The following is a 22,977-nucleotide window of genomic DNA, read 5'->3' on the forward strand; positions in this document are numbered from 1 at the left end:
CCCATGTCGTTCCTCTGGCTCAAACACTATATGCCGCGCAGCCTCTACGCGCGGGCGGTTCTGATCCTGCTGTTGCCGGTGGTGTTCCTGCAACTGGTGGTCACGGTGCTCTTTTTGACGCGCCATTTCGAGGATGTCACGCAACAGATGACGAACGCCGTTGCTCGCGAAGTACGCTTTGTACTGGATGTCATCGACAGCGCGCCGGATCGAGGATCTATCAGCAGCCATGTGATTGAAGGGACATCGCAACTGGCCATCACTGCCGAAGCCGTTGATCCTGCCGAGGTGCCGACCGAACATCAGCGTGCATTTTCTGATTTTTCAGGCCGGGTGATCGTATCGATGTTACCGGAACAGGTAGCACAGGTCAGCCAAATCGATCTGACCGAAAACCGGCGCGTGCATGTCTACGCCGAGACCCGTCACGGCCCGGTTGTGATCAGTTTCGACCGGCGACGTGTTTCCGCATCCAACCCGCACCAGCTTTTCGTAAACATGCTGTTCTTCGGTGGTTTGGTGACCGTCATCGCCATCCTCTACCTGCGGAACCAGCTGCGCCCTATCAAGCGGCTGGCGCGCGCGGCAGAAGCTTTCGGACGCGGGCGGCATGAACCATATACTCCCTCGGGAGCGGTGGAGGTGCGCGCGGCAGGCAATGCGTTTCTGGACATGCGCAATCGGATCGAACGTCAGATCGAACAGCGCACCTTGATGTTGTCAGGTGTCAGTCACGATCTGCGCACGCCACTGACCCGTATGCGGTTGAGCCTGTCGATGCTGGAGGATGAGGAGCGGGAGGCTCTGGAGCAGGATGTTGATGACATGCAGCAGATGCTCGATGCATTCTTGAATTTCGTGAAGGGCGCAGGTGAAGGGGAGCCGGAGCCTGTCGACCCGCATGACCTTGTTGCGCATGTCGTGGAAAACGCCCGCCGTGCAGGGCGGGACGTGACACTGATGCCGGCGGACGGTGAGGGCGACGGCACCGTACAACTTAATGTGCTTGCCATGCGCCGGGCGCTCGACAATCTGATCTCAAACGCTGTGCGCTACGGCGCGATGGCGGAGGTTTCGGTGCTGTTGACGGAAAAAACCCTGCGCATTCGTGTCGAGGATGACGGTCCCGGTATTCCAGAAAGTCGCAGGGCGGAAGCGACACGTGCATTTACGAGGCTGGACAGCGCCCGCAATCAGGACAAAGGCGGTGGTGTTGGTCTTGGCCTTGCCATCGCAACAGACATTGCCAGAGCGCATGGTGGTGTTTTGCGGCTGAGTTCCTCCGCACGTCTGGGGGGATTGCGCGCTGATATCGTAATCGCGCGCTGACTGGTCTGATCTGTTCTAGTGCTGTGCCCGGCGCAGCATGATGAGTCCAAGCAGCCCGCTGATCAGCATCCACAGACCAAGCGGCAAGGGAACGGGCGCTGGGATTGGGGTGCCGGTCCCGCTCGGATCCCCGCCGGTTTCCGGATCGCCTTCGGGATCGCCACCAAATGGTGGTGGTGGTGTCGGGCCGCCCGATGGGCCCGGGCCAAAGGACACCGGTGTTCCGAACCTTGGGCTGCCGCCTGTACGAGGAAAGAAAAAGCGCCGCGCTGTGCGGTCAAAGATATTCTCTCCACGCACCAATCGGCCTTGAACCACGCGGCCGCCCAAAATGGGCGCCCAGAATTCCGCTCTGGACACTGGTTCTTCTGCCACATCATCATCAAAACTCACGACTTCTTTACGGCAGGCATCTGCGTAGCGTGAAAAATAGCGGTCCCATTCGGACGTTTGTGCCGGCCGTCCGATCAACTCGGCCAATCGGAAGGGGGTCAAAGCTTGATTGCAGGGGTCGGGCAGGCAAGTGCGGGGTAGCCGCATGCCTTTGCCGGAGGCGAAAAATGCCAGATCAATATCGTCCTCGGTGATACACTCATCGCCCAGCGCGTCTTCGGTCAAAAGATCAGCCAGCGAGAATTCCCCCAGCGGTTCAGACGCCACCGAAGGCAGTTCGCGCACCGTGCTTGCGGTCGCAGCCGGGGCGAACGCCGCAGCGCAATACACTGCAGCTGCTGTAAACAAGCTTACTCGCACACAAAACACGGGCACTGCCCCTCGAATACCAAAACAAATCGTCAACACACAGATGCGCCAACCCAACAGGGGTCAGTGCAATGAAATTTTTAGCACAAATTTTACGAAATGTGTCAATTTTGTGGAAGCATGGTAAACAAAAATAATGTTTTAAATCAGGTTGATAGGTATTTTCTAGCACCGGTTGCAGCCGTATTGTGGCTGTGGGCGCCACAAATTTGCCCGATTCGAACAGGTGAAAGCAGTGGTGAGTGATCGTGGGGCGTCTACACGATTTCCGCTCTTCCAAACGCAGGGAAAACCGCAGAATGAACAGCTACAGATGCACCCTGACCTGGTAGCCCGACGACGCCGTTTCGAGTGAGGTTAATGCTGCGCCAGCCACAGGCTGAGCACATTCCACTCTACCGTTGCCCCGCCACCCACCAGTCATGCATCTCGCGAAACATTTTTGTGAGCGCCATCGCCCGGTCTGTCGCCGTGTATTCCACCCGTGGCGGGACTTCGGGGTAGACCTTGCGCGAGACCAAACCGTCGGCTTCCAGCGCCCGAAGCTGGTTCGTGAGCATCGTTTGCGTCACACCGTCGATCATTCGCTTGAGTTCGCTGAAACGCTTGGTTCCGCGAAAAATCAAAATCTGCAGGATGATAAGTTTCCATTTCCCACCGATCAGTTTTGCGATGTCCGGCATTGGGCAAAGCTCTTTGCTATCAGCAGGTTCCTTCACATTCTTAACACGCGATTTATCCAGCGGCATCTGCTATCGCCCTCCCAATAGTATCATTTTTTGTACTATATCCAAAAAAACTGCCTTCTTGCAAAGGCATACTGTCTTCGTATCTTCCTGACCACATGACATCAGGAGGATGCAATGCAACGGACGCTCTTTCAAATCAGTGGTGCTCCGCCAAGCTGGCGGGTCCGTCTGGGGCTCGCCTTCAAGGGAATTCAGGTTGATATACGCACACTGACCGCGTCGGATCGCGAAGAGGGTGATTTTGATATCCGAAAGCTGAACATCAGAGGCACACTGCCCGTTTTAATGGACAACGATGTCTCGGTGCACAACTCCATCGCAATTCTCGCCTGGTTGGACCGACAATATCCGCAAACCCCGCTATTCGGGGCCACACCCGATGATGCGCTTGAAATCTGGCAACTTGTCATGGCCTGCTACGATGATTTCAGAGAAGCAAACCGACAGCTTTTGACCGTGGCATTCGCGTCGCATGGTGAGCTTCCCGAGAAGGGGAGTTTCGAAGCGGACATGTTGGAAACCGGTGCGACGCAGGCGCATGTAGAATGCCGATACCTTGAGGCGCGCTTGTCGGATGGGCGTCCCTATCTGCGTGGTGATCACCTGTCTGCGGCAGAAGCTCTTGTCTACCCCGAGGTGCGTCTCATACAGCGGGCAGCCGCCACTAAAGCCAAGCTTATGGAGGCAGTCGGCTTGGGCGATATGCGCCAGCTTTACCCGTGTATTTCCACCTGGATGGACCGTCTGGAGGCGATGCCCGAGGTCGCAGGCACAATGCCCGAACACTGGGCGGAAACGCCGACCGTCAATTGATCAATGAAAGGATAACGGACATGAAACCGCACAAAATTGCATCCCGTGAAGACTGGATGGTCGCCCGCAAAGCCCTGCTCCTGCGAGAGAAGGAACACACGCGCCTCAAGGATGAAATCACCCAAGCGCGGCAGGCGCTGCCATGGGTGCGGGTCGACAAGGACTACCGTTTTGAAACCGCTTCGGGGCAAAAGTCCCTGTCAGGATTGTTCGGCGGGCGATCTCAGTTGATCACCTATCATTTCATGTTCGGGCCGGACTGGCGCAATCCTTGCAAAAGCTGCTCGTTCTGGGCTGATACCTACGCGGGTCTTACGCCGCATCTGGGCGCGCAGGATATCGCCTTTGCCGTTGTATCATCCGCGCCACTCGAAAGGGTGCTCCCGTTCAAAGAGCGGATGGGATGGGATTTCGAATGGGTTTCCTCGCACAACACAACCTTCAATTTTGACTACGACGTTGGGTTTGGCCCCGGCCGCCCCGAGGACATGCACAACACCTACAATTTCGGAACGATGCAAGATCCGCCTCTGGATGAAATGCACGGCACATCCGTTTTCGCGAAAGACGCAGACGGCGTGGTCTACCACACCTACTCAATGTACGGTCGGGGGCTGGATGCGACCAATGCCGCCTACGCCTACATGGATCTGACCCCAAACGGGCGACGCTCCGAACCGGCGAAAGGCAATCCGATGGCCTGGCTCGAATATCGCGATTCATATTGATCTGGTCGGCCAGAGAGACGTCAGATCTTGATTGTCACAGCCGTCGACATGTCACCATCTTGCGCGCGACGACAACTGCCCGTGGTGAAGACTATTCAGGGGCGGCTGAACCTGTCGCGCGCTTGCCTTGCTTTTTCACGCAGGGCGCAACCCTCGCTGTGATCGTTGATCAGGCCCATCGCCTGCATGAATGCGAATACGGTTGTCGGCCCGACGAATTTCCAGCCCCGGCGCTTCAATTCCTTGGACAAGGCAATCGAACTGGGGCTTTTTGACTGCGATTGGGGTTTGGCAACCTCTTCCGGGTCGGGTTCGTAGCTCCAGAAAAACTGTGCAAGAGACTGTCCGGTTTCGACCATCTCGACAGCGCGTGCGGCATTATTGATGACGGCTTCGATCTTTCCACGGTGGCGCACGATGCTTGCGTCCGCCAGCAATCGCGCGACTTCGGCATCCCCGTATCGCGCGACTTGGTGAAAATCGAACCCATCGAAGGCTGCGCGAAATCCTTCCCGCTTGTTCAAGATCGTCCGCCAACTGAGCCCGGATTGGAAGGATTCCAGGCACAGCTTTTCAAACAGTCGCTGGTCATCGGCGACAGGGTAGCCCCATTCGTTGTCGTGGTAGTCGAGAAATTCCGGCGCCGCACCGCACCAACGGCATCGGGCGACCCCGTCAGGTCCTTGGTAGAGGTCGGTCATTGGCGGTCACGCTGCTTGGTCGTCTTTGAGAAAGCGCATGCTTTCCGCTGTTGTGTTCACCGAAATTTCCAGGATTTCCGGCGTCACGACGTTCTCCTGAACGAAGGGGTCGGCAGCGACCCGCTGTTCAATCGCTTCGCGGTCTTCGGCATGAGCAATGATTGCGCCGCCCTGCTGCGGCTGCAAGCTGCCAACCACAAGGAAAACGCCGTCTGCCACACCTTTTGCAATCCACGCGTTGTGAGCTGCCATGTAATCCTTGGCGGCCGGTTTGTTGTCCGAAAAGCGGAGGAAGATAATGTACATGCTGTCTGATCCTTTTACATGTCAGGTGTTGCCGGAGGCTTCGAGAGCCTCCAGCCAGGCAAGCATTTGCTGTACCTCGTTTTTCAAAAAGGGCTCGTTTGGATAGGCATTGGCGAGGGTTGCGACTCCTTGGCTTCGGGCCAGAATATGCATGCCCAGATCGTCTGCATCCCGCGTGTGGCCCATGAGTTCGAACTGTCGCTTCAGCCATATGCGAAAGAGGTCGAACAGCCGTCGTGCGCTGTCCTCTCCGGGATGATCCAGCTTGGATAGCTCTGTGAAAAGCGTCCCGATTGGACAGCCGTAGGCTTTGATCTTCGCCTCGTTCGTGAGCAGAATCCGGATGAACAGTGCAACACGCTGCCGAGGCGTTTCTTGTGACGAAGACCATTGGCTCATCATGGTGCGCCGATCTTCCAGCCGCTTTTCGATGACTGCATCAAGAATTTCGTCCTTTGTCTTGAAATGATAGTAGAAATTTCCTCTGGAAATCCCGACAACCTCGGCAACCTGTGCGAAAGATGTGTGGTCGAAGCCATTTTCGTAGAACAGATCATCCGCTGCGGCGACAATGCTTTGACGTGTTTCTGATGCAGCCATCATAAGCTCCTTTCTTGCCGGCGGCGGTGCTATGCCGCCGTAACCAGTCGTGGGGTTGCGAAAGGATAGTCCGTGTATCCTGTCGCGTCGCCACCATAAAAGGTGGATTTATCGACCTTGTTCAACGGCAGGTCTTCGCGAAATCGCCGGACCAAATCGGGGTTGGCCAGGAAGGGCGCGCCAAAGGCCACCAGATCCGCATGTCCGGACTGCAGGGCTTCTTCTGCGCGCGCCTTGGTGTATCCGTTGTTGGCGATGTAAGCGCCCGGAAAAAGCTTGCGCAGGTTTCGATAGTCGACCGTCTTGGGGGCTCCTTCGATGTGGCCGCCGATGTCCATGCTCGACTCCAGAATGTGAAGATATCCCAGGTCGCGCTCCGCCACAGTCTCAAGGATCCCCTCGAAATGCCCCTGTGGATCGGAGTCGGTCATGTCATTAAAACTGTTTTCCGGAGAGAGCCGCAGCCCGACCCGATCCGATGGGAATACCGCTGTGACCGCATCCAGAACATCCCGAAGGAACCGGGTGCGGTTTTCAAGATTTCCGCCATAGGCATCGGTCCGCGTGTTCGTGCCATCGCGGAGGAATTGATCAATGAGATAGCCATTTGCGCCATGTACCTCGACGCCGTCAAATCCAGCATCGTGGGCGTTCTGTGCAGCCAGACGATATTGTTCCACCACCTCGGCGATTTCTGCTGTCTCAAGGGCACGTGGGGTCTCCAAATCCTGATACCCTTGTGCGGTGACCGCGAAGCCTTTTGGCCGGATCGCGGAAGGCGCCACCGGTGCCGCACCATCCTTCTGGTAAGAGCGGTGTGAAATGCGCCCGCAATGCTGGAGTTGTGCGACAATCCGACCGCCTTGGGAATGCACTGCATTCACTACGCGCAACCATCCGGCGGTCTGCTGCGGCGTGAAAAGCCCGGGCGTATTGGGGTAGCCAACACCTTGCTGCGAAATCGGTGCGGATTCCGAAATGATCAACCCTGCAGTTGCGCGCTGCTTGTAGTGCTCGACCATCAACGCGCCTGGGACACCGTCATTTGTCGCGCGGCTACGCGACATTGGCGCCATCACCATCCGGTTCGGCAGATCGATATCGCCCATCATAAAATTCGAAAAGAGATCATCTTTCACGGTAACATCCTTGTATCCAGATTTTAGGTCACTTGTCCTATTTCGGGAATTAGGTCGTGTGTCCTAAATTGTCAATCCTTCATCTTGAGTTTTCTTATCCCCGTTACTCTGTTCAAACTCGACAGCAGTCCGGCGTCAGGCGCGGACGGCGATATTGCAGGCAGTCCCGATCCACCCGACGCACGAGGTGCGCGGCATGGAGAAGGGGAGGCGCGGCGGTGAGTGCGGGCCTTGGATCAGCCCCCGGAACTGCAAATGGTGATGCTGCATCGCTGGATGAGGGTGGCAATCAATGGGTGTTCCGGACGGAGGCCGCATCACAAAACTGTGGGAAAGGTTTATTCCGCGGTTTGCGTCTGATAAATTTCGTCGAGGTGATGCCACATCAGGTTGGTTCACTTGCAATTCGTCCCAAGCACTCCAGATGTTGCAGATCAATCAGGAGAAATCCGAATGACCAGAATACGTCTAACGCGGCGCAGTCTTATTGTTGCGGGCACTTCGGTGATGGCGACCGGTATCCCCGGGCTCTTGTCTCCTGCGCGCGCCAAGGGTCTCGAACCTACGCGATCGATGCGCGGCGGCTCAAACAACTACCGCCCCGATGCGCCCATCGTCGATAAAATCGGTGGTGGCGGGTTCTGGATGACCGGCACCGTGCGTCGGGCTGGTGATGAGGCGCCGCTTGAAGGTCAGCGCATCCAGATCTGGGCGCATACAACCGAGGGGCACGAGCGGGACCCGCAGAGCCACGGCGCCACGCTGACCAACGCACAAGGCGCGTTTCGCCTGGAGATGCCGCAGATCGTCCCGGCCTTTGGCCAGCCGCACGGCCATCTGGCCTATGACAGCGGTGACTTTGAAACCGTCTTCCTGCGCCCGGTAATGTCCAGCGCCTCGGACACCAGCCTTGAAGCGCATTTCGTTCTGGTCGCGGCCTGAGCCAATTGGCGGGTCAATCTGTCAAACGATTTCATGCGGTGCTTGTGTGGAGTGCGGTTGCGGCCGCCATGGTCGTTCCGCTTGCCGCCGCTTCGACCAGCCCGCTGCTTGCATGGCGTGAACCGATTTACATCGTGGCGGGGTTTGCGGGCGTCATTGGCATGGCACTCATGCTCCTGCAGCCTCTGCTGATTGCCGGATACCTGCCTGGCTTTTCCGGGCTGGGCGGGCGGCGCATGCATCAATGGATCGGTGGATGTCTGGCTGTTGCGGTGATCATCCACGTTGGCGGGCTCTGGATCACGAGCCCGCCAGATGTGGTTGATGCCCTTCTTTTTGTCTCGGCAACCCCCTTTTCCGCCTGGGGCGTGATTGCCATGTGGGCTGTCCTTGCCACCACGTTGCTGGCGATGTTTCGCAAACGGGTGCGTCTGCGACCGCGTGACTGGCGTCGTATCCATCTGGGGTTGGTCGTCGTCATCTTGATCGGTACTGTCGTGCACGCCGTGCTGATCGAAGGCACAATGGAAGAGGTCACCAAGGTCGTGCTCTCTGTGCTGGTCCTGGCGGCGGCCATCCCGGTGCTGATCCGCTTTGGAAGACTGACCCTCAGATCGACACCGCGCCGAGGCTGATCCAAGAGACAACCGTAACGGCCTGAGTATGCGACCGCAAATGGTGGCTGACTGCAAAAGCATGCACGACATCAAATGTACCTACATGATCTTGCTTCGACTGATGCCGGGTAACATGGCGGTAACCAACCGGGCTTCTATAGGAACTCAATTCCGAATTTCTTTACGCTTTTCCAGCAAGAAGATGACGTTTTTGAGAGAGGATCAGACATGGTTTCCCGACTGTTTTTCGCTGCTTTGCTTTTCGTTGTCTGGAGTTTGACCGCGGCTGCAGAGGGTTGGGTGCTGCAGCGCACTGACGGGAATGTCCGCATTTCAGTTGACGGAAAAACGTGGAGCCGGGCCAGGAACGGTGCTGATCTTGTCAGCGGGACATGGATCAGAACCGGTGCCCGCAGTCGGGCCATCGTGGGACGGGGCGCGGAACGCATCATCTACCGCGCCAACACACTTGCCGCGGTGTCAGTGTCTCAACCAACGGGTCAAACCACGCAGGTCACACATCAACGAGGCTCGGTTTTCCTTTCCGTTAAAACTCAGGACCGGAAACGCACCAGCGTTGTGACACCGCACCTCGCAGCTGTGATTAAGGGCACCGTTTTGGAAGTGATCACCGACGAGGAAAGCGCTTCGGTGCGCGTGGACAAGGGTGTCGTTGAGGTGCGTAGCGACGGGCGTAGTGTCGATGTCGATGCCGGGCGCCAGGCGGTTTCAAACGGTCGATCGCTGAACGTGTCCGCGGCGGATGTGACCAGCCGAGTTCCAGGCTCCCCGAATACTTTCAGTCTGGAGTTGCGCCAAGCACCCGCTGCGACGCGGAGTGCGGCCCGAAATGCGAGTGCGACAGGGCTTGCCAATGGCAACGCTTTTGGGGCGTCGGCCGCAAAAAACAAAGGAAACAATGGAAACGGCAACGGCGGCGGGAACGGCAACGGCGGCGGGAACGGTAACGGTGGTGGAAACGGCAACGGCGGCGGGAACGGCAACGGCGGCGGGAACGGTAACGGTGGTGGAAACGGCAACGGAAACAATGGGAACGGAAATGACAATGGAGGCGGAAACTGACTCGTCCTGCCGTCGTTCTACGCCATGTGCTCGTCGCGCATTTGATAGTCGCCGCAGTCTTTCTTGCTGACCGCGGAGACTATTTTTGGGTTTTGAACGACCGCCTGGAGGATTTCCGCGCTGCAAATACAGAGCGCACGGCCTCGGGTGATTTTATCTTTGTCGCCATCGATGCAGCGTCTATTCAGTCAATCGGAGCATGGCCTTGGTCACGTCAGGTGCACGCGGATATCCTCGACAATCTGGCCGATGCCGGTGCCCTAGACGTTCTTTTTGATGTCGATTTCGCGTTCCCGTCCGATCCTGCAGGTGACCTGGCTTTTGCCAATGCTCTGGATCGATCCGGAAGCGCATATCTGCCTGTGTTCCGACAAGCCGGACGCACGGGCGACAATGAACAAACGACGAACCGGCCACTGACACTTTTTGCAGAACGGAGTTGGCCCGCCTTGGTCAACGTGTTCAGTGACCGGCAAGGGGCGGTCCGCTTCTACCCCTTCGGTGACACGATTAACGGTGACTACATTCCCGCCGCCGCCGCCGTTCTCACGGGCACATTCTCGGAACGGTCGGGCAGTTTTCCCATCAATTTTGCGTTTCGACCTGACAGTGTACCGGCTGTTTCGGCAGCCGACGTCGCGACAGGCCGGTTCGACCCGGGTATGATCGCGGGCCGATCCGTCGTCGTAGGCGCTTTCGCCATCGAATTGGGTGATCTTTTTGCTGTGCCGGTGCATGGGATCATTCCGGGACCTCTTTTGCATATCCTTGCGGCAGAGACGCTGGCCGCCGGCGTGGTGCCCGTAACGCTGGCTGTGGAGTGGGTTTTGCTGGCTCTCTTGGCGTTTCTGTTGCTCTTGCAAACTCCCTTGCTTCGGAGACCTTCCACACTGATAACCGCAGCAATCCTCACGCTTGTTGGCACTGAGGCGGCGGCATTCGGGCTCTTCGCGACACGTGCTGTTGTCGTCCCAACCGGGGTCCTTTATCCGAGCCTGCTCGCTTTTTGCAGTTGGTCTCTTTTGTGGCGGCTGAAGCTGAATGGTTGGATTATCAACCGCCAACGACAGGAAGTCGCAAACACCTCGGCGCTGTTGCGGCAAGTATTTGACGACAGCTTTGATGCCATTGCTGTCGTAGACGAGACCGGTGCGGTTCAGATGCATAGTGATACTGCGGCCGGCCTCTTTGGCGTTGACGAGGGAGGTCAGCTCCGGCTGCCCGGTCGGCTCAAGGAGCACGCGCTCGCCGCGATGGAAAAAGGCTGCGAGCAAACCGTTCGAAAGTACGAAAGTCTCTCCGGTGGCGTCTCGCTTCATCTGGAATACACCGTTGCCCCCTCACGGACAGTTTCTTTTGAAGGCGTGAAGGAAAGAACTCTGCGGATCGCTACCCTGTCGATGCGCGATGTCACGAAGTTAAAGGAACAGGAGCGTGAAATCGCATATCTGTCCAGTTACGACGCGCTCACGGGCGCGCTGCGGCGCAGCGTCCTGCTGGATTTCATGAGCCTGCGCGCAGAGGCGGGAGAGCCCTTTGCTGTTTTCGTTTTCAACCTCAGTCGATTTAAAACGATCAACGTCGTGCTGGGCCGCGACGTGGGAGACGCACTTTTGCAGCACGTGGTGAAGCGCCTGGAGGAGGCCGGACTGAACATCTCGGCTCCCGCGCGGCTGGGCGGAGACACCTTCGCATGTTTCACTGAGTTTGAGACGGACGATGCGCTGGCCGCGACCTTTGCGCGCCGCCTTTGCGAGATTGTCGCAAGCCCCTATGCGTTGGAAAAGGCCAATGCGCGCATCGGCGTAAATCTCGGGTACTGTCAGGTGGTTCCGGACGCAAGCTTTGCTGCCACGGAGGCGTTGTCCCATGCGGAGGAGGCGCTCGACGCTGCGCGGCTTTCGGGCGACGGTGAGCCCCGATCCTATGATCCTGTCCTGTCTCGCACCCAGTTTCGCTCCAGGGAGATCGAGCGTGCCATGGGGCGGGCGCTCGACCGGGAAGAGTTCGAAGTTTGGTACCAGCCGCAGCATCGCCTAGAGGATCTGAAACTGGTTGGCTCCGAAGCGCTTTTGCGCTGGAAATCGGAACAGCTTGGCCAAGTATTCCCGGACGAATTCATCGAGATCGCGGAATCGACAGGTTTCATCAACGAACTTGGGGCATGGGTCCTGGAAAGGGCAATGCTGGATACTCTGGCGCTGCCTGGCGCTTTGGGCATCGCCGTCAATGTATCTGGTGTTCAGATAACCGGCGACAGTATTGTCGGTGACGTCAACAAGCTCCTCAAGGACACTGGCTTTCCAGCATCGCGTCTATGCCTGGAACTCACCGAAACCGTCCTGTTCGACGGGACGGGCGACTTGGTGGAAAAAATGCGCGACATCCAGTTTCGCGGCATAAGCTGGGCCTTGGATGATTTCGGAACGGGATACTCGTCCCTAGGATATCTTTCCAAGCTTCCAATCGACAAACTCAAGGTAGACAAGTCCTTTATGTTTGGTCTTGGCACCGACCCTTCGGCCGAACCAATCCTTTCGGCGATAAGCGATCTTTGCCGCGGCTTGGGGATGACACTCTTGTGCGAAGGCGTGGAGACCGAAGAACATCTCTCCTTTCTCAAAACGCATCACTACGCAGAAGCTCAAGGCTATCTCTTTGGAAAGCCAATGCCGTTTTCCGACTTTACCGGCTATGCGGGACGAGAAGAATTTGGCAAAGGAAGCGACCCGCAAACCGGTTCTTGAAATCCACACAGCAAAACCGCGTGAGAACTGGCGCACGCCGTCTGTGTTTTCGCAAATTCTGTTTTCTGCGCGTTCGGATGAATTTCGGTCCCGCAGTGGAATTTGTAGGTGAGTTCAACAGATGGACGAGTATTTGGAAGGCCCTGCAACACATGCCGGTGTTCCGACTGCGTGGACCTGGGAAAGATTCCTCGACTGCCGATAGGTTTCACCGGAAAGAGAGTTTCCCACCTGGCGGATAAGTCATTGATTTCAAAAGATGTGGTAGGCCCGGCAGGACTTGAACCCGCAACCAAAGCGTTATGAGCGCTCTGCTCTAACCAATTGAGCTACAGGCCCGCCATGACCTCGTGGGTAAGCCGCACTGTTGCCCGCGTCAAGAGGCCGGATGGCGCGCTCCAGACATTGCATGCGCGCGGCGAATGCTCTAACCCCCGATGCATCAAATCAGCGGCGCAAGGGACCCTGTCATGACACTGCCAAAAAACGGGATCACCTATGCGGATGCAGGTGTGGACATTGATGCGGGCAACGCGCTTGTGGACCGTATCAAGCCGGCGGCAAAGCGCACGAACCGCCCAGGTGTGATGGCCGGGCTGGGCGGGTTTGGCGCGCTTTTCGATCTCAAGGGGGCGGGGTATCAGGACCCGATCCTTGTGGCGGCGACCGATGGGGTCGGGACCAAGCTGCGCATTGCCATTGACACCGGCCACGTGGACGGTGTGGGTGTCGATCTGGTGGCAATGTGTGTAAACGATCTGGTCTGTCAGGGCGCGGAGCCATTGTTTTTCCTCGACTATTTCGCGACCGGCGCGCTGGACACCGATCAGGCGGCGCGCATCATCGAAGGTATCGCGCTTGGGTGTGAGCGGGCCGGCTGTGCCCTGATTGGCGGTGAAACGGCAGAAATGCCGGGCATGTATCCCGCCGGGGATTTCGATCTGGCAGGCTTTTCCGTAGGTGCCATGGAACGCGGGCAGGACCTGCCAATGGAGGTTGCTTCCGGCGATGTGCTGCTTGGCCTCGCCTCCGACGGTGTGCATTCCAATGGCTACAGTCTGGTGCGCAAGCTGGTCGATCTTTCCGGGCTCTCGTGGGAAGACGCCTGCCCGTGGGCGGATCGGTCCTTGGGGGCAGAGCTGCTGACACCAACGCGGCTTTACGTGCGGCCCGTGCTGATGGCGATCCGGGCAGGGGGCGTGCATGCGCTGGCGCATATCACGGGCGGCGGTCTGACCGAGAACCTGCCGCGGGTCTTGTCAGAGGATCTGGGCGCGCAGATTTATCTGAACAGCTGGAGCCTGCCGCCGGTTTTTGACTGGATGGCACGGACCGGCGGCATGGCTGAAGCGGAGATGCTCAAGACCTTCAATTGCGGGCTGGGCATGATCCTCGTGGTTGCACCCGAGCGCGCCGAGGACCTGACGGTCCTGCTGACCGAGCAGGGCGAAACGGTGACCCGTGTCGGTACGGTGACGGACAAAGCAGGCGTGCAGTATCAGGGCGCGTTGCTTTGACCAAACGGGTGGCGATTTTCATTTCCGGCAGCGGCTCCAACATGGTCAAGCTGCTCGACAGTATGCACGGGGATCACCCGGCGCGGCCCTGTGTTGTGCTGTCGAATGATCCCTCTGCCAAAGGGTTGGAACTGGCCGAGGCGCGCGGCGTGCCCACCGAAGTGGTGCGGCACCAGCCTTTCAAGGGCGACCGCGATGCCTTTGAACACGCCATTACCGGCGCGCTTGCCCATCACGCACCGGATATCATCTGTTTGGCCGGGTTCATGCGCAAGCTGACGGCAGGTTTTGTCGATCCCTGGCGCGGGCATATGCTGAACATCCATCCCTCGCTGCTGCCGAAGTACAAGGGGCTCCACACCCATGCCCGGGCGCTGGAAGCGGGCGACCATTTGCACGGATGCACGGTGCATGAGGTGACCCCGGCGCTGGATGACGGCCCGATCCTGGGGCAGGCGGAGGTGCCAGTGCAGCCGGGGGACACGATCGACACACTCTCTGCCCGTGTGCTGGTGCAGGAACACCGGCTCTACCCCGCGGTTCTGGAGCGCTTTGCCCGTGGCGATAAACGCCCGATCCTGTTGCGCTAGGTGCCCGGATATGCGGTTCTGGTCAAAGTCCCGCGCCTCGTGTAACAGATTGGTGACTGGGTATTATTGACGATCATTAAGAAAAAGAAACGCCCGAATGAAAACACTCACCACGACTGCGGAACTGGCGGCCTTTTGCACAGAGGCGGCCGGCCATGACTATGTGACCGTCGATACCGAGTTTTTGCGCGAACGCACTTACTACTCAAAGCTCTGCCTGATCCAGCTGGCCATGCCCGGCACGGATGACAGCACGGCGGTGCTGGTCGATCCGCTGGCCGAGGGGCTGTCGCTGGAGCCGCTCTACGCGCTCTTTCGGGATACCTCCGTGGTCAAGGTGTTTCACGCCGCACGTCAGGATCTGGAAATCTTCTATGTGGATGCGCAGGTCTTTCCGGAGCCGCTCTTTGACACGCAGGTGGCGGCCATGGTCTGCGGCTTTGGCGAGCAGGTGGGCTATGAAACGCTTGTCCGCCGGATTGCGAAAAAGCCGCTCGACAAGACATCGCGGTTTACCGACTGGTCCCGCCGTCCGCTGACGGCGGCGCAAAAGACCTATGCGTTGGCGGATGTGACCCATCTGCGCGAGATCTACGAGTTCCTTGCCGCCAAGCTGGAAGAAACCGGGCGTAGCCGTTGGGTCCAGGAGGAGCTGAAGGTTCTGACCAGCCCCGACACCTATATCGTGACCCCGGAAGAGGCCTGGCGGCGGGTGAAAACGCGGACGAATTCGCCCAAGTTTCTCGCTGTCGTGCGGGAACTGGCCGGTTTTCGCGAACGCCACGCGCAAGAGCGCAACATCCCCCGCAACCGCGTCTATAAAGACGATGCGCTGGTGGAGCTGGCCTCCAACAAGCCCAAAAACGCCGAAGAACTTGGCCGTGCGCGGTTGTTGCTGCGCGAGGCGCGGCGCGGAGATATCGCCGAAGGTATCCTCAACGCCGTGGCTGACGGGGTGAATTGTCCGCCCGACAAGATGCCCCAACCGGACCGGTCGCGGGAGAAGCTGCAGGTTAACCCGGCGTTGGCCGATCTGCTGCGCGTGCTGCTTAAGGCCAAGACAGAGAGCGCTGGCGTTGCGGCGAAACTGATTGCTCCGGCCTCAGAGCTGGATGCCATTGCGGCGGGCCTGCGGGACGTCGCGGCCCTGCAAGGCTGGCGCAAGGAGGTGTTCGGCGCGGATGCCTTACGTCTCTGCGAGGGTAAGATCGCGCTGGCCGCCGACGGGTCCGACGTGCGGATCATAGCGCTCGACTGAGCGGGGTTACCTGCGTGATTGTAGCGCGTTGCGGACAGCTTCGACCCGGATGGTGCGGGCGCCGGAAAGCGTCTGATTGGTGACCTTGCGGGCAACGGTTACTTCGCGTGTCACCGGGGCGCCCTGAGCGGTGCCACCCCGCTGCAGGCCCTGGAGACTGTAGGAGAGGACACCATCGACGACCGCCTCGTCCTCATTGGTCGGGATCAGCCGCACATCATAGACGCCCTGAACGGCGGCAACACCGGTTGCACGGATGATTGCACCACCCGGGACACGTTCAACGGTCAGATCGCTGACCGTATCAATCGGCTGGCCGGCATAGGATCTTTCTCTGTTCGAAGAGAAGAGACCCTCGCGTGTGGGGATGAGCGGGTTGGTGTTCTCGGCCGACGCGGCGACCGGCGCGGGTTCGCCGCGCCCGAACCAGTTGAACGGGTTGACCCGGCTGTCACGGATGCTGCCGCATGCGGAAAGGATCAGGGTCGAGACCAGAAGGACGGAAACTGTCTTGCGCATGGGGCCTGCCATCAATTCTTGTTCTTCCCCGATTATCTCATCTGATGCGCGTTGAAAAGCGCCAAGGCGGCTGGACCTTTGGCAATGCGCGCCTTACCTCAGGAACGATAAGCGAGGACGGTGATGGCACAGGCAGAATTTGAAGAACTGGTCGAAGATTTCGAGTTCCTGGACGATTGGGAAGATCGCTACCGCCTGGTGATCGAAGAGGGCAAGGGGATGGCGCCGCTGGATGCGGCCCTGAAAGTGCCTGCGACCAAGGTGGAGGGCTGCGCCAGCCAGGTCTGGCTGCATGCGGTCACCGACGGCGGTGTGCTGCATTTCGACGGGGAGAGCGACGCGATGATCGTGAACGGGTTGATTGCCGTTCTGCGCAAGCTCTACAACGGGTTGCCGCTGGACGCCGTTCTGAGCGTGGATGCGCGCCAGGAAATGGAGCGTCTGGGGCTGAACGATCATCTCTCGGCGCAGAGATCGAATGGCTTGCGCGCGATGATCGAGCGCATTCGCAGCGTGTCTGCTGCTGCCTCCTGAACGCTGACAGAGCAGCCTTTCAGCAAAGGGGCGCGCCTGCGGCGTGTTACCCAAATAGACGCACCTTCGGTGCGACACGATGTTTTTCAAATTCCATCCGGAATTTGGCGGTGACAGTCAGAGATTGGCGAGACTCGTTTCCAACTCACCGTACCCTGTGAACCGGCGTTCGAAGGTCAGACCAAGTCTCTCGGCACAGGCGCGGGCCTTTTCGGTGAGCGCCGGATCGTCGGTCTGGGCCTGATAGACCAGTTTTTCGTAGTTGCCGAAATACATGTCGCGCAGGTCCGGGTGTCGGTCGAGGCCCATGGGTTTGATGACAAAGGCGTCGAACTGGCGGACGAGAAAGTCGGTCAGGTAAAAGGTGGTGATTTCGGTTTCGCTCTGCTTCGCAAAACGATCATTGCCCTCGAAGAAGGCATAGCAATGCGGGCCTGCGACCATCTCCACGCCTATTTCGGCGCAGGCCGCTTCCAGCAACCCGCCGGTGCCGCAATCGGCATAGACCACGAAGATCGTGTCATAATCATCGGCATGTTTGGCCACCGTCTCGCGGACGGCCTGGGTGATTTTTTCGGGGTAGAGGTGGTATTTGGCGGGCAGGCAAGTGAGGTCCAGATGGGTCCAGCCGTTTGCCTGTTTCAGATCAAGGATTTCCCGCGCCAGGGCACCGCAGGCGATCAGCAGCACCTTGCCGCGCTGGTGCTCGAGCGGCAGTCCTGTTTCTGTCAGTTTGCTGTCACTCAGGTCCTGCATGGTTGCCCTTCACGAAAACGGCCTGCACCGGGTTCCCGACGCAGGCCGCATGTCTCATGGTCCTGCGATCAGGCGGATTTCTGGTTGTGCTTGCGGCCAACCCATTCCTTTGCGGTCTCCACCGCCACGGCGGCGTCGCGGCAGTAGGCGTCCGCACCGATGGCCTTGCCGAATTCCTCGTTGAGCGGCGCGCCCCCGACGAGCACGATATAGTCATCGCGAATGCCCTGTTCCACCATCGTATCAATCACGACCTTCATGTAGGGCATCGTGGTGGTCAGCAGGGCGGACATGCCCAGAATATCCGGGCCTTCTCTTTCCATGGCCTCAAGATAGGCTTCCACGGCGTTGTTGATCCCCAGATCGACCACCTCGAACCCGGCGCCTTCCATCATCATGCCGACGAGGTTCTTGCCGATGTCGTGGATGTCGCCCTTGACCGTGCCGATGACCATCTTGCCCACACGGGGGGCGCCGGTTTCGGCCAGCAGGGGTTTGAGGATGGCCATGCCACCCTTCATCGCGTTCGCCGCCAGAAGCACTTCGGGCACGAAGAGGATACCGTCGCGGAAATCATGGCCCACGATGGTCATGCCGCCGACCAGCGCCTTGGTCAGGATATCGTAGGGCTGCCATCCGCGTTCCAGCAGGATGTTCACGGCCTCTTCGATCTCTTCTTTGAGACCGTCGTAGAGGTCGTCGAACATCTGTTGGACAAGCTCTTCGTCGTCCAGTTCCGCGAGGATGATTTCGTCTTCGTCCGACATTGACATTTCCTAATGCGTCGCAAGAGCTGCGGTTATGATCTTTCGTCTTTTGTGACAGATCGGATTGCACCGACTGTCCAGATTACGACACGAAGGTAACGGTGTGCGACTCTGTGACGCGAAATTTACCGCGCAAACAGAGGCCTGCACAAGCGTCAGGATGTCCGAAGCGTTCGAAATCTTTTCATAAAGATATAGTGGTTAAGCGCGGGTTACTCCGCCGCATGCACCAGATTGAGCGCAGGTTGCGCCTCGGCGCGACGCGTTTTCCGGCCGCCCCGCCGCGCATAGAGCAGCGCGAACATCGGTGGGGTGAAGTAGAACGACACCACGGTGGAGAGCAGCACGCCGCCCGCGACGGACATCGCGAAGGGTGGCCAGAAGCCACCGCCTGCGAGGATCAGTGGCAGGAAGCCCCCGAAGGTGGTGATCGTCGTGCTGATGATGTGGCGGCTGGAACCCATGAGCACCTTGACCATCGCCTCCACATCGCCCGCACGCGCACCGGGATCGTCCCGCAGTCCGGTCATGATGATGATGGCCGCGTTGATCGACACGCCGATGGAGCCGATGACCCCGATGATCGCGTTGATGCCAAAGGGGTATTGGAGCACGGCCAGCGCCAGAATGCTGAGCCCGGCAGAGAGTACGCTGACCACAAGGGCGATGGCGGAGAGGCGGAAGGAGTTGAAGGTCATCACGATGGCGGCGATGGAGAGGGTCACGATCAGCCCCAGCGACGCCAGCAGATTGCCCATCGTCTCCGCACGCGCGTCGCTGTCGCCGCCGATCTCAAGCCGGTATCCGGCGGGCAGGGCAAAGCCTTCGGCCTCCAGCGCCGCCTGCACCTGCACCAGCGCCTCTTCGGGCAGGACATCGCGTAGGATGAAGGCCTGGATGGTGTTCACCCGTTCCGCGTTGCGCCGGGTGATGATCGGCTCGCTTGGGGTCAGCGAGATGTCAGCGATGGCAGAGAGCGGCACGCCCGGAAAGCTGCCGTTTTGCGACAGGGTGGCGGCGTTAGATGGCAGAATTGTCATATCGGCAATCGCCGTCAGGTCGCCGCGTGTGGCATCGCCAAAACGAACACGCACGGGCAGCTCTTCGGGGCCTTCGAGCAGGGAGCCGCCCGCGACCCCTTCAAGACCTGCCTCAAGCTGCCGGGACACATTGGCAAGCTCCAGCCCGAGCTGGCGGGCCTTGGCCTCGTCAACGTCGATGCTGACCTCCGGCGCGCCGGTGGTCACCGTGCCCCGGGCAAGGGTGACCATATCCACATCCGCCACGATCCGGCGCATCTCCGCGCCGATTTCACGCAAACGATCCAGATCGGCGCCGACGATGCGCAGCTCGACCGGTGCATCCACAGGCGGTCCCTGAACCAGCCCGCGCACCAGCACCTGTGCTTCGGGCGCGGTCCTGTCGATAGTGCGTTCCAGCCGCGCGATCAGCGTTTCAGTGGCCTCGGGCGAGGTGGTCGTCACCAGCGCTTCGGCAAAGCGCGCGGCGTTGTCGCGCCCGCCAGCCATGTTGTAGTAGAAGGCGGGGGCGGATTTCCCGATGACCCAGGAGACCTGCCGGGTTTCCGGTGCGTCCCGCAACAGGGCATCAAGGCGGTCCACCACCTGCGCGGTCTGGCCGATGGCGGCACCGGGGCGCAGGTCCACTTCGATATGGAACTGATCGCGGTCCACGCCGGGGAAAAACTGTGCCGTCAGCAGCGGCATGGACATGAAGCCCAGCACCGGCAGCACAAGGGCAAAAGCGACGGAGCGGACGGGGTTGCGCACGGCCCACCGCAGGGTTGCGGCGAAGGTATTGGAAAGCGCGGGGATTTTCAGGCCGGAGGACAGCAGGCTGCTTTTTTCGGCAGCAGGCATGGCCCATCCGGCAATCGCAGGGGTCAGGGTCACGGCCACGACAAAGGACCACAGCAGCATGGTGACAACGGCGATGGCGATGGAGCCGACAAAGTCTCCAGCGGGGCCCGGCAGCAGGATCATCGGGGTGAAGGACAAGGCGGTCGTGACCGTGGAGGCAAAGAGAGGGGCAAAGAGGCGCCGCACGGCACCGCGGACGGCCACGATGCGTTTCTGGCCCTTGGCAATGCGCTGGCCGACCTCGTCGGTCATCACGATGCCCGCGTCGACCAGCAGACCCAGCGCCACGATCAGCCCGGTGACCGACATCTGGTGAATGGCCAGACCGATCACGTTCATCGTGGCCAGCGTGGCCAGCGACACCAGCGGCAGGATCAGCGCCACGATCAACGCGGCGCGCACGCCCATGGTGATCAGCAGCACGCCCACCACCAGCGCGACCCCGATGGCCATATTACCGCCCACCTCGGCCAGACGGTCGGCGGTATAGCGGCTCTGATCAAAGATCAGTTCGGCGGTGATGCTGTCGGGCACGTCTTGCTGGAAGGCCTCCAAAGCGCCGACAACCCGCGCCATCCAGACGTCGACCTGCAACCCGTCTTCGAGCTTGGCGGCGACCAGCACGGCGGGCGCGCCATTGTGCAGCGCCTGTTCGGCCAGCGGCAGGCGGGGGCCCCGGCTGATCTCCGCGATATCGGCCACGCGCGTCACCTGGCCACCCGGGCCTTCGCGCACGATCATCTCGCGCACCCGGTCAAGCGCGGTAATGTCGCCCTCGATGTCGATGATCAGCTCGTTATCAAGGCTGCGCAACCGGCCCGCCTGACCCTTGCTGTCGGCCCGTGTGATCGCGGCGGACACATCATCGGCGCTCAACCCTAGGGCCGCGGACTTCACCGGGTCGAGGGTGACCAGCACCTCTTCTTCCGGGGCGCCGAAGGTTTCGACCTGTTTCGTGCCGGAGGTGCTGCGCAGCGCATCGGCCAGGGTCTCCGCATAGCGGCCCATGATGGTCAGGGGCACGTCTGCGTGGTCGGCGGAGAGGGCGATGATGGCTCCATATGTGCCCGCGCCATCCGAGGAAAACTCTGGGGTCAGAACGCCTTGCGGGAACTCGGCCTCGGCATCGCCGAGCGCATCCCGGATTTCCGACCAGACCTGCTCGATCCGGTCATCCGCCAGCGTGTCCAGCAGATCGACCTGCACAATGGAGATGCCGGTGGCGGAGGTGGAGTTGATCTCGTCCACCTCCGGGATTTCACGCAGCTCATCCTCGATTTCCGCAGTGACGAGGGTTTCGACGCGGGCCGGATCCGCGCCGGGGTAGGCGGTGGTGATCGTGGCAAAGAGGTTGGTGATGGTCGGGTCCTCCTGCCGCCCGATCGCCAGCAACGCCGACAGACCGGCCGCAATGATCACCAGAAGGGCAAGGGCGACGACACGGGGTTCGCGAAAGGTGAGCGTTTCCATCAGCCTGCCTCGCCGGCGATCTGGACGGTCTGGCCTTTGACCACGCGGTGCGGGCCATCGGTGACAAAGGCTGTGCCATCCTCGAAGGTGCCGCGCACATAGGCGCGTGCGCCGTCGGAGAAGAGCACTTCAACCGCTTCGCTGCCGACCTGCGTCGTGCCGTCGGCCTTCGGCAGCGTCAACAGCCGCCAGAGGCCGCGCGGCGCATCCTGCAGCGCCGAGAGCGGCACCCAGGCGCCGCGTTCGGCAACCTGCTGACGCAGCACAAGGGTGCCGGTGTCGCGCAGGGGGGGCAGATCGTCACCGGTGAAGTTTAGCAATACCGTGCGCGTGCGCGTGGCGCTATCGAGTTCAGGCAGCACGGAATCGAGCACCAAAGGGTATTTCTCTCCGTCAAAGAGTGCCTCGAATTTCGTTGTTTGCGACAGGGCCCCGACGATATCCGGGGTCAGACCCACGCGGAACTGCTGCCCGCCTGTTTCGACCAGCGACAGGATCGCCTGACCGGCCCCCACCGCGCCGCCGGTATCGACCATGCGTGCGGCAATGGTCGCCTCGAACGGCGCGCGCAACTCGGATTTTTCCAATTGCAGGGTCACCGAGACGAGGCTTGCGTCAATTTCGGCGATGCGGGCCTCAAGCTCCGCCAGCTGCAGCGCCACATTGTCCACCGCCTGGGCGGAGGCGAACCCACGGTCGCGCAGTTCCGTCTGGCGGTTCGTGGTGCGTCGGGCCAGTTCGGCCTGCGCCTCCAGCGCGCGCCGGGTGGCCTGCAGCCGGGTTTGTTCCGCTTCTACCAGCCGCGTGTCCAGACGGGCGACCACGGTGCCGGGCGATACCCGGTCGCCTTCATCCACGGCCAGCAGGGCAACTGTGCCGCCCTGTTCAAAGGCCATGGTGGTGCGCTGGCCTGCCTCGATCTGTCCGGGGAAATGCCGCGCGACGCTGTAGCCGTCTTCCAGCTTCAGGCGCGCCGTTTGCACCTGCATGGGCGTTGTTGCCTCGGGCGGTGTGACAGCGGATGCACGATCCGCCAGTACGCCCTGACCCAGCACCATGAGGCCAATTGCGAGGCCGATCAGCAAAAGCGTGAAGACGAGGGTGATCCCGTGACGTAGAATGCGGCGCCAGACAGGTTTTTGCGGTACGGTGGTCACGGTCATGCGATGT

The 22,977-nt window shown here is 59.9% G+C and carries 22 protein-coding genes and 1 tRNA gene; 11 read left to right on the forward strand and 12 right to left on the reverse strand.

Translation table 11 applies throughout. From position 1 onward, the window contains the following. The first annotated feature begins 3 nt into the window (after positions 1–3). Complete coding sequence (locus Q1A07_RS16460) at positions 4–1,329, forward strand: ATP-binding protein (RefSeq protein WP_299783117.1); 1,326 nt, start codon at positions 4–6, stop codon at positions 1,327–1,329. 15 nt (positions 1,330–1,344) lie between these two features. Here Q1A07_RS16460 and Q1A07_RS16465 read toward each other — a convergent pair whose 3' ends face one another. Further along, positions 1,345–2,007, reverse strand: a complete 663-nt coding sequence (locus tag Q1A07_RS16465; protein ID WP_299783118.1) for a VPLPA-CTERM sorting domain-containing protein — start codon at positions 2,005–2,007, stop codon at positions 1,345–1,347. Between the two features lie 479 nt (positions 2,008–2,486). Beyond that, a complete protein-coding gene (locus tag Q1A07_RS16470) occupies positions 2,487–2,840 on the reverse strand; it encodes a helix-turn-helix domain-containing protein (protein WP_299783119.1) in 354 nt (117 codons plus the stop codon). Between the two features lie 114 nt (positions 2,841–2,954). Here Q1A07_RS16470 and Q1A07_RS16475 point away from each other — a divergent pair, with 114 nt between their 5' ends. Together Q1A07_RS16475 and Q1A07_RS16480 are read left to right on the forward strand one after the other, a co-directional pair. Then, a complete protein-coding gene (locus Q1A07_RS16475; RefSeq protein WP_299783120.1) occupies positions 2,955–3,653 on the forward strand; it encodes a glutathione S-transferase family protein in 699 nt (232 codons plus the stop codon). Between the two features lie 20 nt (positions 3,654–3,673). Then, the gene (locus tag Q1A07_RS16480; RefSeq protein WP_299783121.1) at positions 3,674–4,381 is read left to right on the forward strand and encodes a DUF899 family protein; all 708 of its coding nucleotides are present in this window, start codon (positions 3,674–3,676) and stop codon (positions 4,379–4,381) included. Positions 4,382–4,476: 95 nt separating this feature from the next. On the opposite strand, the gene Q1A07_RS16485 is transcribed toward Q1A07_RS16480, so the two are convergent. From Q1A07_RS16485 to Q1A07_RS16500, 4 genes are read right to left on the reverse strand one after another with little or no spacing between them, the layout of a single operon-like run. After that, positions 4,477–5,082, reverse strand: a complete 606-nt coding sequence (locus Q1A07_RS16485; RefSeq protein ID WP_299783122.1) for a DNA-3-methyladenine glycosylase I — start codon at positions 5,080–5,082, stop codon at positions 4,477–4,479. Between the two features lie 6 nt (positions 5,083–5,088). Continuing rightward, complete coding sequence (locus Q1A07_RS16490) at positions 5,089–5,388, reverse strand: YciI family protein (protein WP_299783123.1); 300 nt, start codon at positions 5,386–5,388, stop codon at positions 5,089–5,091. A gap of 21 nt (positions 5,389–5,409) precedes the next feature. Next, positions 5,410–5,988 (reverse strand): TetR/AcrR family transcriptional regulator, encoded by a 579-nt coding sequence (locus Q1A07_RS16495; RefSeq protein ID WP_299783124.1) that lies wholly within the window; start codon positions 5,986–5,988, stop codon positions 5,410–5,412. Between the two features lie 29 nt (positions 5,989–6,017). Continuing rightward, complete coding sequence (locus Q1A07_RS16500; protein ID WP_299783125.1) at positions 6,018–7,127, reverse strand: alkene reductase; 1,110 nt, start codon at positions 7,125–7,127, stop codon at positions 6,018–6,020. Between the two features lie 453 nt (positions 7,128–7,580). On the opposite strand from Q1A07_RS16500, the gene Q1A07_RS16505 reads away from it, so the two are divergent. From Q1A07_RS16505 to Q1A07_RS16520, 4 genes are all read left to right on the forward strand, one after another. Continuing rightward, positions 7,581–8,069, forward strand: coding sequence for a twin-arginine translocation pathway signal (locus Q1A07_RS16505; protein WP_299783126.1), 489 nt, complete (start codon positions 7,581–7,583; stop codon positions 8,067–8,069). Between the two features lie 68 nt (positions 8,070–8,137). Next, positions 8,138–8,704: a ferric reductase-like transmembrane domain-containing protein gene (locus Q1A07_RS16510; RefSeq protein WP_299783127.1), complete on the forward strand. Its 567-nt coding sequence runs from the start codon at positions 8,138–8,140 to the stop codon at positions 8,702–8,704. 210 nt (positions 8,705–8,914) lie between these two features. Further along, positions 8,915–9,769 (forward strand): FecR domain-containing protein, encoded by an 855-nt coding sequence (locus tag Q1A07_RS16515; RefSeq protein ID WP_299783128.1) that lies wholly within the window; start codon positions 8,915–8,917, stop codon positions 9,767–9,769. 26 nt (positions 9,770–9,795) lie between these two features. Then, on the forward strand, positions 9,796–12,516 hold the full coding sequence (locus tag Q1A07_RS16520) for an EAL domain-containing protein (protein WP_299783129.1): 2,721 nt from the start codon (positions 9,796–9,798) through the stop codon (positions 12,514–12,516). Positions 12,517–12,778: 262 nt separating this feature from the next. Here the strand turns inward: Q1A07_RS16520 and Q1A07_RS16525 are convergent. Beyond that, positions 12,779–12,855, reverse strand: a tRNA-Ile gene (locus tag Q1A07_RS16525). A gap of 131 nt (positions 12,856–12,986) precedes the next feature. On the opposite strand from Q1A07_RS16525, the gene purM reads away from it, so the two are divergent. The 3 genes from purM to rnd all read left to right on the forward strand — a co-directional run bounded on the left by purM (position 12,987) and on the right by rnd (position 15,881). Then, on the forward strand, positions 12,987–14,033 hold the full coding sequence (purM, locus tag Q1A07_RS16530; protein WP_299783130.1) for a phosphoribosylformylglycinamidine cyclo-ligase: 1,047 nt from the start codon (positions 12,987–12,989) through the stop codon (positions 14,031–14,033). Beyond that, positions 14,030–14,623 (forward strand): phosphoribosylglycinamide formyltransferase, encoded by a 594-nt coding sequence (gene purN / locus Q1A07_RS16535; RefSeq protein ID WP_299783131.1) that lies wholly within the window; start codon positions 14,030–14,032, stop codon positions 14,621–14,623. The genes purM and purN overlap by 4 nt, the downstream gene beginning before the upstream one ends. Before the next feature lie 97 nt (positions 14,624–14,720). Next, positions 14,721–15,881 (forward strand): ribonuclease D, encoded by a 1,161-nt coding sequence (gene rnd / locus Q1A07_RS16540; protein ID WP_299783132.1) that lies wholly within the window; start codon positions 14,721–14,723, stop codon positions 15,879–15,881. A 6-nt stretch (positions 15,882–15,887) separates the two neighbouring features. On the opposite strand, the gene Q1A07_RS16545 is transcribed toward rnd, so the two are convergent. Further along, entirely contained in the window at positions 15,888–16,400 is a 513-nt protein-coding gene (locus Q1A07_RS16545; protein WP_299783133.1) for a hypothetical protein, read from the reverse strand. Between the two features lie 123 nt (positions 16,401–16,523). Between Q1A07_RS16545 and Q1A07_RS16550 the strand changes: the two genes are divergently transcribed. After that, positions 16,524–16,934: a SufE family protein gene (locus Q1A07_RS16550; RefSeq protein WP_299783134.1), complete on the forward strand. Its 411-nt coding sequence runs from the start codon at positions 16,524–16,526 to the stop codon at positions 16,932–16,934. Between the two features lie 117 nt (positions 16,935–17,051). Here the strand turns inward: Q1A07_RS16550 and Q1A07_RS16555 are convergent, their stop codons facing one another. From Q1A07_RS16555 to Q1A07_RS16570, 4 genes are all read right to left on the reverse strand, one after another. Continuing rightward, positions 17,052–17,690 (reverse strand): DUF1638 domain-containing protein, encoded by a 639-nt coding sequence (locus Q1A07_RS16555; protein WP_299783135.1) that lies wholly within the window; start codon positions 17,688–17,690, stop codon positions 17,052–17,054. Between the two features lie 68 nt (positions 17,691–17,758). After that, complete coding sequence (locus tag Q1A07_RS16560) at positions 17,759–18,457, reverse strand: B12-binding domain-containing protein (protein ID WP_299783136.1); 699 nt, start codon at positions 18,455–18,457, stop codon at positions 17,759–17,761. A 212-nt stretch (positions 18,458–18,669) separates the two neighbouring features. Further along, positions 18,670–21,807 carry an efflux RND transporter permease subunit gene (locus Q1A07_RS16565; RefSeq protein WP_299783137.1) on the reverse strand — a complete coding sequence of 1,046 codons (3,138 nt, stop codon included), beginning with the start codon at positions 21,805–21,807 and terminating at the stop codon, positions 18,670–18,672. Further along, positions 21,807–22,970: an efflux RND transporter periplasmic adaptor subunit gene (locus tag Q1A07_RS16570; protein ID WP_299783138.1), complete on the reverse strand. Its 1,164-nt coding sequence runs from the start codon at positions 22,968–22,970 to the stop codon at positions 21,807–21,809. The genes Q1A07_RS16565 and Q1A07_RS16570 overlap by 1 nt, the downstream gene beginning before the upstream one ends. Positions 22,971–22,977 lie beyond the last annotated feature (7 nt).

Origin of the sequence: uncultured Roseobacter sp., from assembly GCF_947492555.1 — a bacterium.
In the GTDB taxonomy this organism is placed as follows: Bacteria; Pseudomonadota; Alphaproteobacteria; order Rhodobacterales; family Rhodobacteraceae; genus Roseobacter.